The 15,431-nt window shown below is 67.5% G+C and carries 16 protein-coding genes; 13 read left to right on the top strand and 3 right to left on the bottom strand.

The genetic code is table 11. From position 1 onward, the window contains the following. The first annotated feature begins 16 nt into the window (after positions 1-16). Positions 17-1,393: an alpha,alpha-trehalose-phosphate synthase (UDP-forming) gene (gene otsA / locus C8C96_RS07120; protein WP_108498523.1), complete on the top strand. Its 1,377-nt coding sequence runs from the start codon at positions 17-19 to the stop codon at positions 1,391-1,393. A 29-nt stretch (positions 1,394-1,422) separates the two neighbouring features. Here otsA and C8C96_RS07115 read toward each other — a convergent pair whose 3' ends face one another. Both C8C96_RS07115 and hisN read right to left on the bottom strand, forming a co-directional pair. Beyond that, entirely contained in the window at positions 1,423-1,617 is a 195-nt protein-coding gene (locus C8C96_RS07115; RefSeq protein ID WP_056745516.1) for a DUF2905 domain-containing protein, read from the bottom strand. 32 nt (positions 1,618-1,649) lie between these two features. Further along, entirely contained in the window at positions 1,650-2,447 is a 798-nt protein-coding gene (gene hisN, locus C8C96_RS07110; protein WP_121941881.1) for a histidinol-phosphatase, read from the bottom strand. A gap of 217 nt (positions 2,448-2,664) precedes the next feature. Here hisN and C8C96_RS07105 point away from each other — a divergent pair, with 217 nt between their 5' ends. The 6 genes from C8C96_RS07105 to eutC are packed head-to-tail and all read left to right on the top strand — an operon-like array spanning position 2,665 to position 9,446. After that, positions 2,665-3,690: an ABC transporter substrate-binding protein gene (locus C8C96_RS07105; RefSeq protein WP_121941880.1), complete on the top strand. Its 1,026-nt coding sequence runs from the start codon at positions 2,665-2,667 to the stop codon at positions 3,688-3,690. A 52-nt stretch (positions 3,691-3,742) separates the two neighbouring features. After that, the gene (locus C8C96_RS07100; protein WP_121941879.1) at positions 3,743-4,750 is read left to right on the top strand and encodes an ABC transporter ATP-binding protein; all 1,008 of its coding nucleotides are present in this window, start codon (positions 3,743-3,745) and stop codon (positions 4,748-4,750) included. Beyond that, positions 4,747-6,423, top strand: coding sequence for an ABC transporter permease subunit (locus tag C8C96_RS07095; protein WP_121941878.1), 1,677 nt, complete (start codon positions 4,747-4,749; stop codon positions 6,421-6,423). Before C8C96_RS07100 ends, C8C96_RS07095 begins: the two co-directional genes overlap by 4 nt. A gap of 10 nt (positions 6,424-6,433) precedes the next feature. Continuing rightward, on the top strand, positions 6,434-7,210 hold the full coding sequence (locus C8C96_RS07090) for a DeoR/GlpR family DNA-binding transcription regulator (RefSeq protein WP_121941877.1): 777 nt from the start codon (positions 6,434-6,436) through the stop codon (positions 7,208-7,210). A 26-nt stretch (positions 7,211-7,236) separates the two neighbouring features. Then, entirely contained in the window at positions 7,237-8,631 is a 1,395-nt protein-coding gene (locus C8C96_RS07085) for an ethanolamine ammonia-lyase subunit EutB (RefSeq protein ID WP_121941876.1), read from the top strand. Next, positions 8,628-9,446: an ethanolamine ammonia-lyase subunit EutC gene (gene eutC / locus C8C96_RS07080; protein WP_121943913.1), complete on the top strand. Its 819-nt coding sequence runs from the start codon at positions 8,628-8,630 to the stop codon at positions 9,444-9,446. The genes C8C96_RS07085 and eutC overlap by 4 nt, the downstream gene beginning before the upstream one ends. Positions 9,447-9,544: 98 nt before the next feature. Here eutC and C8C96_RS07075 read toward each other — a convergent pair whose 3' ends face one another. Next, a complete protein-coding gene (locus C8C96_RS07075) occupies positions 9,545-10,663 on the bottom strand; it encodes a class I SAM-dependent methyltransferase (RefSeq protein WP_121941875.1) in 1,119 nt (372 codons plus the stop codon). 10 nt (positions 10,664-10,673) lie between these two features. On the opposite strand from C8C96_RS07075, the gene C8C96_RS07070 reads away from it, so the two are divergent. From C8C96_RS07070 to C8C96_RS07045, 6 genes are read left to right on the top strand one after another with little or no spacing between them, the layout of a single operon-like run. Then, on the top strand, positions 10,674-11,468 hold the full coding sequence (locus C8C96_RS07070) for an SDR family oxidoreductase (RefSeq protein ID WP_121941874.1): 795 nt from the start codon (positions 10,674-10,676) through the stop codon (positions 11,466-11,468). A 33-nt stretch (positions 11,469-11,501) separates the two neighbouring features. Then, positions 11,502-11,885 (top strand): dihydroneopterin aldolase, encoded by a 384-nt coding sequence (locus C8C96_RS07065; protein ID WP_233584178.1) that lies wholly within the window; start codon positions 11,502-11,504, stop codon positions 11,883-11,885. A 4-nt stretch (positions 11,886-11,889) separates the two neighbouring features. Further along, entirely contained in the window at positions 11,890-12,873 is a 984-nt protein-coding gene (gene ttcA, locus C8C96_RS07060; protein WP_199737450.1) for a tRNA 2-thiocytidine(32) synthetase TtcA, read from the top strand. A 55-nt stretch (positions 12,874-12,928) separates the two neighbouring features. Beyond that, positions 12,929-13,540: a DUF4136 domain-containing protein gene (locus C8C96_RS07055; protein WP_121422176.1), complete on the top strand. Its 612-nt coding sequence runs from the start codon at positions 12,929-12,931 to the stop codon at positions 13,538-13,540. A 23-nt stretch (positions 13,541-13,563) separates the two neighbouring features. Next, a complete protein-coding gene (locus tag C8C96_RS07050; RefSeq protein WP_056745541.1) occupies positions 13,564-14,205 on the top strand; it encodes a histidine phosphatase family protein in 642 nt (213 codons plus the stop codon). After that, on the top strand, positions 14,189-15,355 hold the full coding sequence (locus C8C96_RS07045) for a DSD1 family PLP-dependent enzyme (RefSeq protein WP_121941873.1): 1,167 nt from the start codon (positions 14,189-14,191) through the stop codon (positions 15,353-15,355). Before C8C96_RS07050 ends, C8C96_RS07045 begins: the two co-directional genes overlap by 17 nt. Positions 15,356-15,431: the final 76 nt, after the last annotated feature.

Genomic DNA, 15,431 nt, shown 5'->3' with positions numbered 1-15,431 from the left:
ACGGATGATTGCCCCCATGAGCCGTCTTGTCGTCATCTCCAACCGCCTTGCCGATCCGCGCAAGCCCGCCGCCGGTGGCCTTGCTGTAGCCCTGGGCGAAGCCCTGAACCAGACCGGAGGACTCTGGTTTGGCTGGAGCGGCACCGTGGTCGAAGACGGCACACCCGGCGAGAGCGAACTGCACACCCGCCAGGCCGGCGCCGTCACCCTGGCCACCGTGGACCTGTGCCGCGAAGACCATGACAGCTACTACCACGGCTACAGCAACAGCGTGCTGTGGCCGGTGTTCCATTACCGGCTGGACCTGGCCGACTTCAACGCCCGCTACATCACAGGCTACCGGCGTGTGAACCAGATGTTTGCGCGCAAGCTGCTGCCCCTGCTGCGCGACGACGACGTGATCTGGGTGCACGACTACCACCTCATTCCCCTCGCCGCCGAGCTGCGTGCCATGGGCTGCAAGCAGCGCATCGGGTTCTTTCTGCACATTCCCATGCCGCCGCCGCTCATCATGGCGGCCATTCCGCAGCACGAGTGGCTGATGCGCTCTTTGTTCGCCTACGACCTGGTGGGCCTGCAGAGCGAGGCCGACGTGTCGCATTTCACGCGCTATGTTCGCAACGAGGGCAGCGCCGAAGCGGTGGACGAAAAGCGCGTGCGCGCCTTTGGGGCTACCGTGGTGGTGCAGTCCTTTCCCATCGGCATCGACGTGGACGAATTCACGCGCCTCACACACGCCCCCGACGCGGTGGAGACCTACGAGAACATGCGCGACGAGTATTCGCGCAGGCGCCTGCTGCTGGGCATTGACCGGCTCGACTACTCCAAGGGCATCCCACACCGCGTGCGCGCATTCCGAGAGCTGCTGGATCGTTACCCCGAAAACCGCGACAGTGCGACGATGATCATGATCGCCTCACCCAGCCGCGACGACGTGCACGCCTATGCCGACCTGCGCCAGGAACTGGAGGGCCTGTGCGGCTCGGTCAATGGCGACTACGGCGAACTGGACTGGATGCCCGTGCGCTACATCCACCGCATGGTGGCGCGCAAACGTGTTCCGGGCCTGTGCCGCGCCGCTGCCGTGGGCCTGGTCACGCCACTGCGCGATGGCATGAACCTGGTGGCCAAGGAATACGTGGTGGCGCAAGACCCGGACAACCCCGGCGTGCTGGTGCTGTCACGGTTTGCAGGTGCAGCAGAACAGTTGAAAGAAGCGCTGCTGGTGAACCCCTACGACCCCCAGGGCATGGCCGACAGCATCCAGCAGGCCCTGCAGATGCCGCTGGCCGAACGGCAGGCGCGCCACCAGAAGCTGATGGCGCGCATCCGCGAGCACGACGTGCACTGGTGGCGCAAGGCGTTTCTGGACGCGCTACAGACGGCGGGCTAGCAGGCGCAGTGGCCGCGGTGATGGCGGCCCTACAACAGCTTGGTGATCAGGCTGACCACAAAGCTCAGCAGCAGCGTGGACGCCAGCGGCACATCCCAATCGCGCCCCAGCCAGCGAAACCGGAAGTCCCCGGGCAACCGCCCAAAGCCCATGCGGCGCAGCAGCGGCGACAGCCAGCTGATGAACATCAGGGCCAGGAGAATGACGAGGAGCCAGCGGAACATGGTGCGCCCAGTGTAGGCGCCACCGCATTCGACTAGGCGATGGCGGTTTCGGCCAGTTGGGCCAGCGCCTGGGCATGCAACTGGGGCGTGGCAGCCGCCACCACCCGACCATCCGATGCCACCGTGAGCGCGCGGCCCTGCCAGTCGGTAATGCGCCCGCCCGCGCCCTCCACCAGGCAGACCAGCGAGAGGTAGTCGTAGGGCTGCAGCCCCGCCTCCACCACCAGGTCCACATGCCCCCCCGCCAGCTGGGCATAGGCATAGCAGTCGCCGCCAAACCGGCGCAGCGCGCACTGGCGGCTCAGCGCGTCAAAACGCTGCCAGTCGGCCACACCAAAGGCGTCCGGCGACGTGGTGTAGATGCTGGCCTGCGCCAGTTGCTCGCACCCGCTGGCCCGCACGGGCTGGCCATTGCACAGCGTCAGCTGGCCTGCCAGCCCCGTCCAGCGCTCACCCAGCACCGGCAACTCCATGAGCCCCAGCACGGGCTGGCCCTGGTGCAGCAGTGCAACGAGCGTGCCCCACAGCGGCGATCCGGTGATGAAGCTCTTGGTGCCGTCGATGGGGTCGATCACCCACACGCACTCGGCGTCCAGCCGCTCGCGGCCATGCTCCTCGCCCAGGATGCCGTGCGTGGGTGCCTGCGCCTGCAGCACCGCGCGCATCGCAGCTTCGGCCTCGCGGTCGGCAATGGTGACCGGGCTCTCGTCCGCTTTGGTCAGCACATCCAGCGGGGTGCGGAAGTACCGCAGCGAGTGGACGCGGGCCGCATCGGCCAGGGCGTGCGCCAGGGCCAGGAAGGGGGAAACGGGGGTTGGCAAAGTGTTCATGGGAAGGGTCAAGGGAAGAGGTCCGGGCAGTGGTTGGGCAATGAAAAAGGGCCTTCCGCTCGGCATGAACGGGTTGGCATATTTAGTGCTTGTGTATTTTCGTGCAAAAACAATAATTTGCACAAGTGCAATAAAACGCACAACTTTGGTGAACAAATCCCCTGGCCTGCGGTGACCCCGCACTGTTTTTTGGCAACACACCGTTCTGGAGAAATTCATGCGCACACGCTCCTCCCTCTTTGCCGCCCTGCGCCTGCTGCCCGTGCTGAGCGCCTTGGCCTGCGGGCTGACCGCCGCCCAGGCGGGCACCGTCACGGCCTACACCGCGCTCGAAGAAGACGAGATCAAGGAATACCTGGCCGCCGCCAAAAAGGACTTGCCCGATGTGGATGTCAAAGTGCTGCGCCTGTCCACGGGCGACCTGGGCGCGCGCATCCTGGCCGAAGCTGCCAACCCGCAGCACGACGTGATCTGGGGCTGGGCGCTGACCAATACGCTGGACCCGCGCATCACCGCCCTGCTGGAGCCCTACAGCCCCAAGGGCAGCGACAAGTTGGCCGCCAAGGACAAGGCCGCCGATGGCAAATGGTTCACCACCACCGGCTACATGGCCGCGTTCTGCGTGAACACCGAGGTGCTCAAGGCCAAGAAGCTGCCCATGCCCACGTCGTGGAAGGACCTCACCAACCCCGTCTACAAGGGCGAGGTCGTCATGCCCAACCCGGTGTCCTCGGGCACAGGCTACCTGCAGATTGCCGCGCTGATCCAGTCGCGCGGCAATGACGAGGGCTGGAAGCTCATCAAGGCCATGGACGGCAACGTGGCGCAGTACATCAAGTCGGGCTCGCGCCCCTGCAAGGCCGCGCGGGCGGGTGAGTTTGCAATTGGCACCTCGCTGGCGTTTGCGGCCATGCAGTCGGCGAACGAGGGCTACCCGGTCAAGATGGTGATCCCCACCGACGGCGCGGGCTATGAGCTGGAAGCCTCGGGCCTGATGGCCAGCTCCAAGAACAAGGCCGACGCCAAGCGCTTTCTGGACTGGACGCTGTCGCCCGGCGCGGCGCAGCTCTACACCAAGTACAAGGAAATCGTCACCGTGCCCGGCGTGCCGCAATCCAAGGCGGCCGCAGCGGCAGGCCTGCCCGCCGACCTCTCCAAGGTGCTCTACCCCATGGACTTTGCCAAGTCCGCCAAGGAACGCGACGCCATCCTGGGCACCTGGCAAAAGACGATCGGCCGCTGAACCGCTGTACCGAACCGCTGCACTGAACCGCACTCCCCGAGGACCACACACCATGTCCCTGCAGATCACCGACCTGCACAAGAGCTTTGACGGCCAGGTCGCGCTCGAACGCATCCACCTCGCGGTGGGCGCCTCGGAGTTCGTGTGCCTGCTGGGCCCCAGCGGATGCGGCAAGACCACGCTGCTGCGCATCATCGCGGGGCTGCTGCCTGCCGATGGCGGCCGCATCACGCTGGGCGGGCGCGACCTGGCCACGCTGCCGGCGCGCGACCGGGGCTTTGGCATCGTGTTCCAGTCGTACTCGCTGTTCCCGCACATGACGGTGGCGCAGAACGTGGGCTACGGCCTGGCCATCCGCCGCACGCCGGCCGATGTGGTGCAGGCGCGCACGGCCGAGCTGCTGGACATGGTGAAGCTGGCAGACTTTGGCGCGCGCTACCCGGCGCAGCTGTCGGGCGGCCAGCAGCAGCGCGTGGCCATTGCGCGGGCACTGGCGGTGAACCCTTCGCTGCTGCTGCTCGACGAGCCCCTGTCGGCCCTGGACGCCCGCGTGCGCGCCGACCTGCGCCATGAGCTGCGCGAGGTGCAGCGCCGCCTGGGCATTCCCACCATCATGGTCACGCACGACCAGGAAGAAGCCCTGGCCATGGCCGACCGTATCGTCTGCATGCAGGGTGGGCGCATTGCACAAGCGGGCTCACCACGCGAGCTGTACCTGGCGCCGCGCACCCGCTTCGTGGCCAACTTCATGGGGCACAGCAACCTGCTGCCGCCTGCCCAGGCCCGGCTGCTGCAGCCCGCGCTGGGCGATGCCCCCGAAGGCATGGCGCCCGAATCGGCCCTGCTGTGCATCCGCCCCGAACGCCTGCAGCTGCAAGCCAGCGCGCAGGGCGCGGGCCGCGTCACCGGCACCACCTTCCTGGGCAGCATCCAGCGGGTGCAGCTGCGCTGGAACGACCTGGACCTGCTGGCCGAATCCAGCAGCGCCAGCACCTGGGAGGCTGGCCAGAGCGTGGACATCTCGGTGAGCGCACCGGACTGCGCCTGGGTGCACGCATGAGCACCACTGCCGCCCCACACCTGCCGCCCATGCATGCCAGCGAGCGCTGGCTGCTGCGCGCCTGCCTGCTGCTGCCGCTGGCCGCGCTGGTACTGTTCTTTGGCGTGCCCATGCTGGCCATTGCCTGGCGCAGCCTGGTGCAGGACACGGGTGGCATCGGCTGGGGCAACTACGCCGCGTTGCTCGACACCCCCGGCGTGTGGCGGGCCTTGGCCAACAGTCTGCTGCTGGGCGCCGTGACCACGGCCGTCACGCTGGTGCTGGCCTTTGTGGTGGCGTTTGGGCTGGAGCGCACCGGCATGCCGGGCCGCCGCTTTGTGGCCGGTGCGCTGGCCCTGCCCATGCTGGCGCCCTCGCTGGTGCTGGGGCTGGGCCTGATCTTCCTGCTGGGGCGCAACGGCATCGTGGGGAAGATGCTGGGCGTGCGGCCCGAAATCTATGGTTTTTGGGGCCTGCTGATTGCGGACGTGCTCTATGCGCTGCCGCAGGCCGTGCTCATCGTGCGCACCGCGCTGCGCCAGGGCGATGCCCGGCAGTACGACGCCGCCGAGGTGCTGGGCGCCACGCCGTGGCGGCAGTTTCGCGACATCACGCTGCCGCAGGCCCGCTACGGACTGCTGAGCGCGGGGTTTGTGGTGTTCACCATCACCATCACCGACTTTGGCAACGCCGTGGTCATTGGCGGCAACTTTGCCGTGCTGGCGACCGAGATCTACAACCAGGTCAGCGGGCAGATGAAGTTTGGCATGGGCGCGGTGGTGGGCATGCTGCTGCTGGCGCCCGCCGCGTTGTCGGTGTTCATCGAACGCATGGCCGCACAGCGTGCCGGGGCAGGTGCCGAATCGGCCCTGCCGCCCACGCCCACCCGCCGCCCGGGGCGCGATACCGCATTCTTCATCGCCTGCATGGGCATTGCGGGCAGCATCGTGGTCCTGGTGCTCACGGTGGTGGTAGCCAGCTTCATCCGGCTGTGGCCCTATCGACTAGACCTCACACTCAAGCACTACGACATCACCATTGCGGGGGGCTATGCGCCGCTGTGGACCTCGGTGTGGGTGTCGGCCCTGGCCGCCAGCGTGGGCACGGCGATGCTGTTTGTGCTGTGCTTTGGCATCCGCCGCCTGCCGGGACGGCTGGCGCAGGCGGCCACGGCGCTGTCGGCCTTGCCGGTGGGCGTGCCCGGGCTGGTGCTGGGGCTGGCCTATGTGTTCACCTTCAACACGGCCACCTGGCCCTGGGCCATGCTGTATGGCACTGCCATTTTGCTGGCGCTGTGCAATTACTACCACTACCACACACAGGGCTTCATGACCATGATGACCGGCATGCGCAACGTGCCCACCACGCTGGAAGACGCCACCACCGTGCTGGGCGGCAGCACCGCCCGTGTGCTGCGCGACGTGTACCTGCCCGCCCTGCTGCCCACGCTGCTGGCGGTGCTGGTGTTCTTGTTCATGCGCTCCATGGTCACGCTGTCGGCCGTGATCTTCCTCATCACGCCCTCGCTGCCCATGGGGGCGGTGACGGTGATGCGGCTGGATGAAGCGGGGCTGACCTCGCAGGCGGCAGCGTTCTCCACCTGCATCATGGCGGTGGTGGGCTCGCTGGCGCTGCTGCTGCACTTTGGCACGCAGCGCCGCGTCCGACGCACCCCAGGTTCCAAGCCCGCCTAACATCGCCACCATGCTGCAAGAAGAACGTTTCCTCCGCATCCGCACCCTGCTGTCCACGCTCTCGCGCGTGAGCACGGAGCGCATTGCGCAAGACCTGGACGTGTCCCGCGAAACCGTGCGCCGCGACATCCTCGCGCTGGAGTCGCAGGGCATTCTGCGGCGCGTGCACGGGGGCGTGGTGGCCCAGGGGCCAGAGCCCGAACCCCCGCTGGTCGTGCGCCAGGCGGTGCGCGAGCGCGAAAAACGCGCCATCGCCCGCGCCGCCCTGCAGCTGCTGCAGCCGGGGCAAACGCTGTTCATTGATGCGGGCAGCACCACCACCCTGCTGGCCGAAGCGTTGTCGAGCCTGTCGGGCCTGACCATCATTACCAACGGGCTGAACGTGGCGCTCAAGCTCGCTGCAGCCGACGCCGGGCGCAACACGCGCAACGACGTGATCCTGCTCGGTGGCCGCACCGACCCTGCCGTGCAGGCCACCCATGGCGACACCACCGTGGCCGAAATCCACCGCTACCGCGCCGACGTGGCCCTGCTCTCGCCCGTGGGCATCAGCGTGCACAGTGGCGCCACCAGCTTTGAACACCACGAGGCCGCCGTCGCCCGCGCCATGGCTGCGCAGGCCAAGGAGCTGATCTTGCTGGCCGACCACAGCAAGGTGGGGCAAGCCAGCCGCGTGACCTATGCCAGCCTGGCCGACGTGGGCACGCTGGTCACTGACGCGGGCGCCCGCGCCCTGCCCGCCTTCGCGGCCCTGCAGGCAGCAGGCTGCCATATTGTGGTGGCCTGATCAATTCAGAAGGGGCAGAGCACACCATGGCCTACCAGCACACCATTGGCGGCGAGCGCTGGCAGTTCAGCGACTTGCGGGAGGTGATGGCCAAGGCCACGCCGCTGCGCTCGGGCGACGCCCTGGCAGGTGTGGCAGCCACATCGGCTGTGGAGCGCATGGCCGCGCGCCTGTGCCTGGCCGACATTCCCCTGTCGCGCTTTCTGAGCGAGGCGCTCATCCCCTACGAAAGCGACGAGGTCACGCGCCTCATCCTCGACACCCACAACGCCGCCGCGTTCGCGCCCCTCGCCCACCTCACCGTGGGGGACTTCCGCAACTGGCTGCTGGCCCACGGCACCGACAGCGCCATGCTCGCCGCCGTGGCACCCGGCATCACACCCGAGATGGCGGCGGCCGTGAGCAAGCTCATGCGCAACCAGGACTTGATCGCCGTGGCGCGCAAATGCCGCGTGGTCACGCGGTTTCGCAACACCATCGGCCTGCCGGGCCACCTGGCCGTGCGGCTGCAGCCCAACCACCCCACGGACGACCTGCGCGGCATTGCGGCGTCGATGATCGACGGCCTGCTGTACGGCGCGGGCGACGCGGTGATTGGCGTGAACCCCGCCACCGACAGCATCGCCGCCCTGACGGGGCTGGTGCACATGCTGGGCGATGTGATCGAGCGGCTGCAGATCCCCACCCAGTCGTGTGTGCTCACGCATGTGACCAACACCATCCAGATGGTGGAGCAAGGCGCGCCGGTGGACCTGGTGTTCCAGTCGATTGCGGGCACCGAGGCGGCCAACGCGAGCTTTGGTATTTCACTCGCGCTGCTGAAGGAGGCGCGCGATGCTGCGCTTTCACTGCAGCGTGGAACCCTGGGCGACAACGTGATGTATTTCGAAACCGGCCAGGGTAGCGCCCTGTCGGCCAACGCGCACCATGGCGTGGACCAGCAGACCTGCGAGGCGCGGGCGTATGGCGTCGCCCGCGCGTTTGCGCCGCTGCTGACCAACACGGTGGTCGGTTTCATCGGGCCCGAGTACCTGTACGACGGCAAGCAGATCATCCGCGCGGGCCTGGAAGACCACTTCTGCGGCAAGCTGCTGGGAGTGCCGCTGGGCTGCGATGTTTGCTACACCAACCACGCCGAGGCCGATTCGGACGACATGGACACGCTGATGACGCTGCTGGGCACGGCGGGCCTGACCTTCATCATGGGCGTGCCAGGGGCGGACGACATCATGCTCAACTACCAGAGCACTTCGTTCCACGACGCGCTGTATCTGCGCGAGGTGCTGGGCCTGCAGTGCGCACCCGAGTTTGGCGCGTGGCTGCAGCGCATGCACGTCACGGATGCAGGCGGACGCCTGCTGCCTGCCCACGATCAACACCCGGCGCTGGCACAAATGCGGCAATGGAGGCTGGGCGCATGACACACGAACCAGCGCCACACGGCATCCCTCCCGACCCCTGGGACGACCTGCGCGCCCACACCCAGGCACGCCTGGCCCTGGGGCGTGCGGGCGCAGCCCTGCCCACGGCCGAGCTGCTGCGTTTTGGCCTGGCCCATGCGCAGGCGCGCGATGCCGTGCACATCCCGCTGGACGCCGAAGCGCTGGCCACCCAGCTGCAGGCCCAGGGCTGCGCAACGCTCCCCGTGCACAGCGCCGCCCCCGACCGTGCCACCTACCTGCTGCGCCCCGACCTGGGCCGGCGGCTGTGCGATACCGATGCGCAGGCGCTGCGCTCACTGGGCGATCAGCACAACGGCGGCCGCCCCGTGGACCTGCTGCTGGTGGTGGCCGACGGCCTCTCATCCCTGGCCGTGGCGCGGCAGGCGCCACCGCTCATCGACGCGATTTGCCAACAGGCGCCCGCAGGCTGGCAGCTGGGCCCCGTGGTGATTGCCCAACAGGCCCGCGTGGCGCTGGGTGACGAGGTGGGCGCACTGCTGGGCGCGCGCCTGGTGGCGGTGCTGATCGGCGAGCGGCCGGGCCTCAGCTCGCCCGACAGCCTGGGCATCTACCTGACCTGGCACCCGCAGGTGGGGCGCAACGATGCGCAGCGCAACTGCATCTCCAACGTGCGGCCGGAAGGCCTGCCCCCCGCCGCCGCCGCTGCGCGCCTGTGGTGGCTGTGCCAGGAGGCGCGGCAACTGGGGCTCACGGGGGTGGGACTCAAGGACCGCAGCGATGGGATGACGCTGGTGGCGGGGAGCTCCCACAAGATCTCCGACCGTTCAGGCTGAACCGGTCGAAGCCAAGGAAACTTCAAGCCAAATTCGGCTCTAGCGCTTGCCCACCAAGCGCCTGCAGCTATCTTTCTCGAAGCAAACGAATACCTGGATCACAACCGGTGCGACCGGTCCCCGTGCGCAAACCCCACGGGTTCCCAGGGCTCGCCTGCCCCCACGGCCAGCACCTTGAACAGCTCGCCCATCTCGTGTTCCATGATCAATTTGGCCGCTGTCGCCCGTCCCGCTTGTGGTAGCAGCTCCATTTTGGGGAGCAACCCACAGTTGATGAGGAAATGCGCCTGCGTGGTGTAGCCCAGCACGTTCAGGCCCGCCTCCTGCGCGGCCAGCGCCATGGCGGTGAAGTTGACGTGGGCAGTGATGTCCTTGAGCCCCACCGCCACCAGCGGGTCGCCATCGGCCAGGTGGCCCTGGTGGCACATCACGGTGCCCATGTGGCGCTGGGGGTGGTAGTACTCGTCTTCGCCAAACCCATAGTCCAGCAAGAAGGCGGCGCCGCGCGTGAGCCGGTCGGCCAGCATGCGCATGAAGCCTTCGCCCTGGGCGTGGATCTCGGTCAGGTAATCCTGCGGGCCTTCGATGTCGATGGGCGGGCGCAGGTCGGTGGGGCGGTCGGCCCAGGCAAAACTGCCGTCCTGAGCTACCGCCACGCCGCGCTCATGCCACACACCGCCCTGCTGGCCGCCGTGGCGCGCCAGCAGTTGCACGGGCATGGCGTCCAGTACCTCGTTGCCCACCACCACGCCGCTAAACTTTTCGGGCAAGGCGTCCACCCAGCGCAGCTTGTGGGCGTGGGCTACCAGCTTGGCTTGCTGGCGCGCACGCAGGCTGCCCGACAGATCAACGATGGTGTAGCGCTGCACCTGGTCGCCCAACGCATCCAGCAACTGCAGCGCCAGCGCGCCCGAGCCAGCGCCGAACTCCCAGACCTCGTCGGTGCCGGTTTGGACCAGCGCCTCGCCCACCTGCACGGCCAGGGTCTGGCCGAACAGTGGGGTCATCTCGGGCGCGGTCACGAAATCGCTGCCTGACTCCGGCATGGCGCCGAATTTGGTGGAATCGTTGGCGTAGTAGCCCAGGCCGGGCGTATACAACGCCAGGGCCATGAAGCGGTCAAAACCCAGCCATCCGCCCTCGGCGGCAATGGCCTGGGCGATGTGCTGGTGCAGGGCGGTCGTTAAACTGTCGGGTCTTTGGGTCACGGCCCGCATTGTCCCCCACATGTCCACCCCTTCCCTTCCCCACCGCCCCCGCACCGTGCTGGTGACCGGTGCCGCCAAGCGCCTGGGCCGTAGCATTGCGCTGGCCCTGGCTGCCGGCGGCTGGCAGGTGGCTGTGCACTACCGCTCGTCAGCGCAAGATGCTATCAATACAGTAGCTGAATGTGCAAGATTGACTAGCGCAAGCGCCCATTTTGAGGCCGATTTTGATGACGAAGCCGCCGTGCGCGGCCTGCTGCCCCGCGTGATCGCGCACTTTGGCCATGTGGATGCGGTGGTCAACAGCGCCTCCCTGTTCGAGCACGACAACGTAGAGACCTTTGGCTTTGCTGCACTCGAAAAGCATCTGCGCAGCAACACCGCCGCCCCCGTGCTGTTGGCCCAGGCCCTGCACCAGCATGTGGCCGACCGGGTGGCGGCGGGTGAGGCCGATGCGCAGGGCGCCGTGGTCAACCTGCTGGACCAGAAGCTCTGGAACCAGAACCCCGACTTCATGAGCTACACGCTCTCCAAGGCCGCGCTGGAAGCCGCCGGCACCATGCTGGCGCTGGCCCTGGCGCCGCGCGTGCGTGTGGTGGGCGTGGCGCCCGGCCTCACACTGACCAGCCATATGCTGAGCGACGAAAAGTTCGCGCAGCTGCATTCCCTCAGCCCCCTGGGCCGCTCTTCCACCGCCGAGGACGTGGCCGCCACGGTGAAGTTTGCGCTGGAGAACCGTTCCATCACCGGCACCACGCTGCTGGTCGATGGCGGCCAGCACCTGATGAAGTTTGACCGCGATTTCTCGTTGATGTGAGCCCAGCGCTTGCGCACACAACGAGCCCCCACCATGACACAGACCCCTCCCCAGATGACTGGCACGCAGATCCTGACGCTCACCGGTTTGCGCTTCGATGCCAACCTGGGCATCCTCGACCACGAGAAGACCGACCCGCAACCCATTCAGGTCGATGCCGAACTGAGCCTGGGCGTGCAGCCGCTGGCCCCGCGCGACGACGACATCGGCCATGTGCTGGACTACCGGCGTGTGCGCCAGATCATCATCGACGAGTGCACGGCCGAGCATGTGAACCTGCTGGAGAGCCTGATCGGCAAGCTGGCCAACCGCCTGATGCAGCTGCCCGGTGTGCTGGGCGTGCGCGTGAAGATTGCCAAACTCGAAATTTTTGACGACTGCGAAGTGGCCATTCGCGTCGAGACAGGACAGTGGTGACCCCATGAGCACCGTAGTGAACGAAGCCCCGACCACCAACCCCGCCCTCTTCGCCCCCGTCGGCTGGGCCGACGAGCCTGCAGAGGCAGCCGCCAGCGGCGCCGCCCGCATGAAGATCGAGCGTGAAACCCACAAGCTGGAAAAGCGCCTGTGCCGCGAAGTCGGCAAGGCCATCGTCGACTTCAACATGATTGAAGAAGGCGACAAGGTCATGGTGTGCATGTCGGGTGGCAAGGACAGCTACGCGCTGCTGGACATCCTGCTCAAGCTCAAGGCCCGCGCGCCCATCCACTTTGACCTGGTGGCCGTGAATCTGGACCAGAAGCAGCCGGGGTTTCCCGAGCATGTGCTGCCCGAGTACCTGGCCAGCACCGGCGTGCCCTTCCACATCGAGAACGAAGACACCTACAGCATCGTCAAGAAGCTGATCCCGGAGGGCAAGACCACCTGCAGTCTGTGCAGCCGCCTGCGCCGGGGCATTCTGTACCGCGTGGCCGATGAGCTGGGCTGCACCAAGATCGCGCTGGGCCACCACCGCGACGACATCCTGCAGACGCTGCTGCTCAACATGTTCTTCGGCGGCAAGATGAAAAGCATGCCCCCCAAGCTGGTCAGCGACGACGGCAAGCATGTGGTGATCCGCCCGCTGGCCTACGTAGCTGAGAAAGACACCGCCCGCTGGGCTGCGCACCGCAACTTCCCCATCATCCCGTGCAACCTGTGCGGCAGCCAGGAGAACCTGCAGCGCAAGCAGGTGGGCGAGATGCTGCGCGAATGGGAAAAGCGCTTCCCCGGCCGCGTGGAGAACATGTTCAACGCCCTGCAGAACGTGGTGCCCTCGCACCTGCTGGACGGCAGCCTGTACGACTTCAAGAACGCCAAGGCCACCGGCATCGCCAGCGAAGACGGCGACAAGGCCTTTGACAAGGAAGAGTTTGCGGCGCCATCGCCCTCGCTGCCCGGCGTGCAGGTGGTGCAACTGTCGTGAACTGCCGGGGCCAGCGGCACTCTCACGGAGATCCTTGTTTCAGGACACTCTGACCATGACACAGCGCCGATGGATTCCCGCCCTGCTCCTGGGCCTCACCGTCACCCTGCTCGCAGGCTGCAGCACCACCCGCGTGGTGGAGGGCCAGGTGCAAAGCTTCTCAACGCTGGCGGCCGTGCCCGCACCTGCCACGTACCGCATTGAGCGCCTGCCTTCGCAGCAGGCCCCTTCGTTCGACACCATCACCACACTGGCCGAACAGGCCCTGGCGCGCGCGGGCCTGCAGCGCGACGATGCTGCGCCCCGCCTGCTGGTGCAGCTGGGCGTGCAGGCCGACGCCGTGCCGCGCTATGACCCGTTCCGCCCGTACGGCCCCTACGGCCCCGGCCCCTGGGGCATGGGCGGCTGGTATGGACGGGGCTGGGGGGTGCATGGCATGTGGCGTTTTGGCGAGCCCACGCCCCTGCACCGCCGCGCGGTCAGCATCGTGATGCGCGACGCCAGCACCCAGGCCGTCGTGTACGAAACCTCCGCCGTGCACGAAGATGTGTGGGTGAGCGATCCGGCCGTCTATGGCGTGCTGTTCGACGCCGCACTCAACGGCTTTCCGAAGCCGCCCGAGGGGCCACGGCAAGTACGCCTGCCATTGGTTCCGCCCTCACACTGATTCCCTCTACGCCTGTCTATTGCATGCACGCCACCCGCATCGTTGCCATCCGCCACGGCGAAACCGCCTGGAACGTGGACACCCGCATCCAGGGCCACCTGGACATCCCGCTCAACGACACCGGCCTGTGGCAGGCCGCCCAGGTCGCGCAGGCCCTGGTGGGCGAGCCGATTGCAGCCATCTACTCCAGCGACCTGCAACGCGCGCACGCCACCGCCCAGGCCGTGGCCCACACCACAGGCGCCCCGTTGAAGACCGAGCCCGGCTTGCGCGAACGCAGCTTCGGGCACTTCCAGGGCCGCACGTTTGCCGAGATCGAGGCCGAGCTGCCCGAGGACGCATTGCGCTGGCGCAAGCGCGACCCCCACTACACGCCCGAGGGCGGCGAGTCCCTCGTCACCTTGCGTGACCGCATCGAACGCACCGTGACCGCGCTGGCGCAGCAGCATGTGGGCGAGCAGGTGGTGATGGTGGCGCACGGCGGCGTGCTCGATGTGCTGTATCGCCTGGCCACGCGCCAGGACATCCAGGCGCCGCGCACCTGGCAACTCTCCAACGCCGCCATCAACCGCCTGCTGTGGACGCCTGACGGCCTCACCCTCGTCGGCTGGGCGGACACCCAACACCTTGACCAGATTGTCGTGCGCGATGAAAACCACGCCTGAATTGCAATCCACCATCGGCCAGCGGGTGGACGCTATCGACACCCCCGCCCTGGTGGTGGACCTGGATGCCATGGACCGCAACATCCAGCGCATGGCCGACTTCGCGCGCAAGCACCACGTGCGCTGGCGCCCCCATGCCAAGCTGCACAAGAGCGCCGAACTCGCGCTGCTGCAGCAACGCGCTGGCGCCCAGGGCGTGTGCGTGCAGAAGGTCGCTGAGGCCGAGGCGCTGGCCGCTGGCGGGGTCGATGACATCACCATCACCAACCAGGTCATTGCCATGCCCAAGCTGCACCGCGTGGCGCGGCTGGCGGCGCTGCTGGCGACGCGCGGCGGTCGCCTGGGCGTGGCCGTGGACCACATCGATGGCATCGAACGCCTGGCCGAAGCCATGGCGCAGTACGGCAGCGACGCGGGCATCGATGTGCTGGTCGAGATCGACGTGGGCCAGGGCCGCTGCGGCGTGCCGCCGGGCGAGGCCGCCGTACCGCTCGCGCTGGCCGTGTCGCGCAGCCACCGCCTGCGGTTTGCGGGGCTGCAGGCCTACCATGGGCGCGCCCAGCACCTGGCCAGCAGCGTGGGTCGGCGCGAGACCATCGCCGCTGTCGTTCGTGCGGCGGATCACACGCGCCAGCTCATCGAAGCCGCCGGGCTGCCCGTGCCGCTGATCACCGGATCAGGCACAGGTACCCTGGTCCATGAGGCCGCCAGCGGCGTGTTTGGCGAGTTGCAGGCGGGCTCGTTTTTGTTCATGGACGCAGATTACGCGCGCAACGAACGCGATCCTGCGCAGCCCGCATTTGAACATGCGCTGTACGTCAAGACCCAGGTGGTGTCGGTGCGCGACACCCACGCCGTGTGCGACGCCGGTCACAAGAGCCACGCCATCGACTCCGGCCTGCCCACGGTGGCCCTGCTGCCCGCCGACCGCACCCTGCGCTATGCCAACGGGGGCGACGAGCATGGCTTGCTCTACGCGGACGCTCCCGATGCCCGCCTGCCCAGCCTGGGACACATGCTCTGGCTCATCCCTGGCCATTGCGACCCCACGGTCAATCTGCATGACTTTTTGATCGGCGTGCGCGGCGGTTTGGCGGCCGGCACGGTGGAGCGCATCATCCGGGTGGATGCACGGGGAGCGCTGACATAGGCGCAGCCCTCTAAACACCGGCGCTATAGGGGTTCACCTGCCCCGGTGTGAGCTGGCTGCTGGACCACAATCCGGC

This window comes from Acidovorax sp. 100 (assembly GCF_003688355.1).
In the GTDB taxonomy this organism is placed as follows: domain Bacteria; phylum Pseudomonadota; class Gammaproteobacteria; order Burkholderiales; family Burkholderiaceae_C; genus Acidovorax; species Acidovorax delafieldii.
Note: the sequence above shows the minus strand (reverse complement) of the source record. Positions and strands in the feature narration are given on the sequence as shown.

What these genes read in the sequence shown, in the direction of transcription:
- C8C96_RS07075 (WP_121941875.1), bottom strand. Translation starts at nt 10,663, where the DNA reads ATGCGGGCCGTGACCCAAAGACCCGACAGTTTAACGACCGCCCTGCAC.
- ttcA (WP_199737450.1), top strand. Translation starts at nt 11,890, where the DNA reads ATGAGCACCGTAGTGAACGAAGCCCCGACCACCAACCCCGCCCTCTTC.
- C8C96_RS07050 (WP_056745541.1), top strand. Translation starts at nt 13,564, where the DNA reads ATGCACGCCACCCGCATCGTTGCCATCCGCCACGGCGAAACCGCCTGG.
- C8C96_RS07115 (WP_056745516.1), bottom strand. Translation starts at nt 1,617, where the DNA reads ATGTTCCGCTGGCTCCTCGTCATTCTCCTGGCCCTGATGTTCATCAGC.
- otsA (WP_108498523.1), top strand. Translation starts at nt 17, where the DNA reads ATGAGCCGTCTTGTCGTCATCTCCAACCGCCTTGCCGATCCGCGCAAG.
- C8C96_RS07070 (WP_121941874.1), top strand. Translation starts at nt 10,674, where the DNA reads ATGTCCACCCCTTCCCTTCCCCACCGCCCCCGCACCGTGCTGGTGACC.
- C8C96_RS07095 (WP_121941878.1), top strand. Translation starts at nt 4,747, where the DNA reads ATGAGCACCACTGCCGCCCCACACCTGCCGCCCATGCATGCCAGCGAG.
- C8C96_RS07100 (WP_121941879.1), top strand. Translation starts at nt 3,743, where the DNA reads ATGTCCCTGCAGATCACCGACCTGCACAAGAGCTTTGACGGCCAGGTC.
- C8C96_RS07090 (WP_121941877.1), top strand. Translation starts at nt 6,434, where the DNA reads ATGCTGCAAGAAGAACGTTTCCTCCGCATCCGCACCCTGCTGTCCACG.
- eutC (WP_121943913.1), top strand. Translation starts at nt 8,628, where the DNA reads ATGACACACGAACCAGCGCCACACGGCATCCCTCCCGACCCCTGGGAC.
- C8C96_RS07085 (WP_121941876.1), top strand. Translation starts at nt 7,237, where the DNA reads ATGGCCTACCAGCACACCATTGGCGGCGAGCGCTGGCAGTTCAGCGAC.
- hisN (WP_121941881.1), bottom strand. Translation starts at nt 2,447, where the DNA reads ATGAACACTTTGCCAACCCCCGTTTCCCCCTTCCTGGCCCTGGCGCAC.
- C8C96_RS07055 (WP_121422176.1), top strand. Translation starts at nt 12,929, where the DNA reads ATGACACAGCGCCGATGGATTCCCGCCCTGCTCCTGGGCCTCACCGTC.
- C8C96_RS07105 (WP_121941880.1), top strand. Translation starts at nt 2,665, where the DNA reads ATGCGCACACGCTCCTCCCTCTTTGCCGCCCTGCGCCTGCTGCCCGTG.
- C8C96_RS07065 (WP_233584178.1), top strand. Translation starts at nt 11,502, where the DNA reads ATGACACAGACCCCTCCCCAGATGACTGGCACGCAGATCCTGACGCTC.
- C8C96_RS07045 (WP_121941873.1), top strand. Translation starts at nt 14,189, where the DNA reads ATGAAAACCACGCCTGAATTGCAATCCACCATCGGCCAGCGGGTGGAC.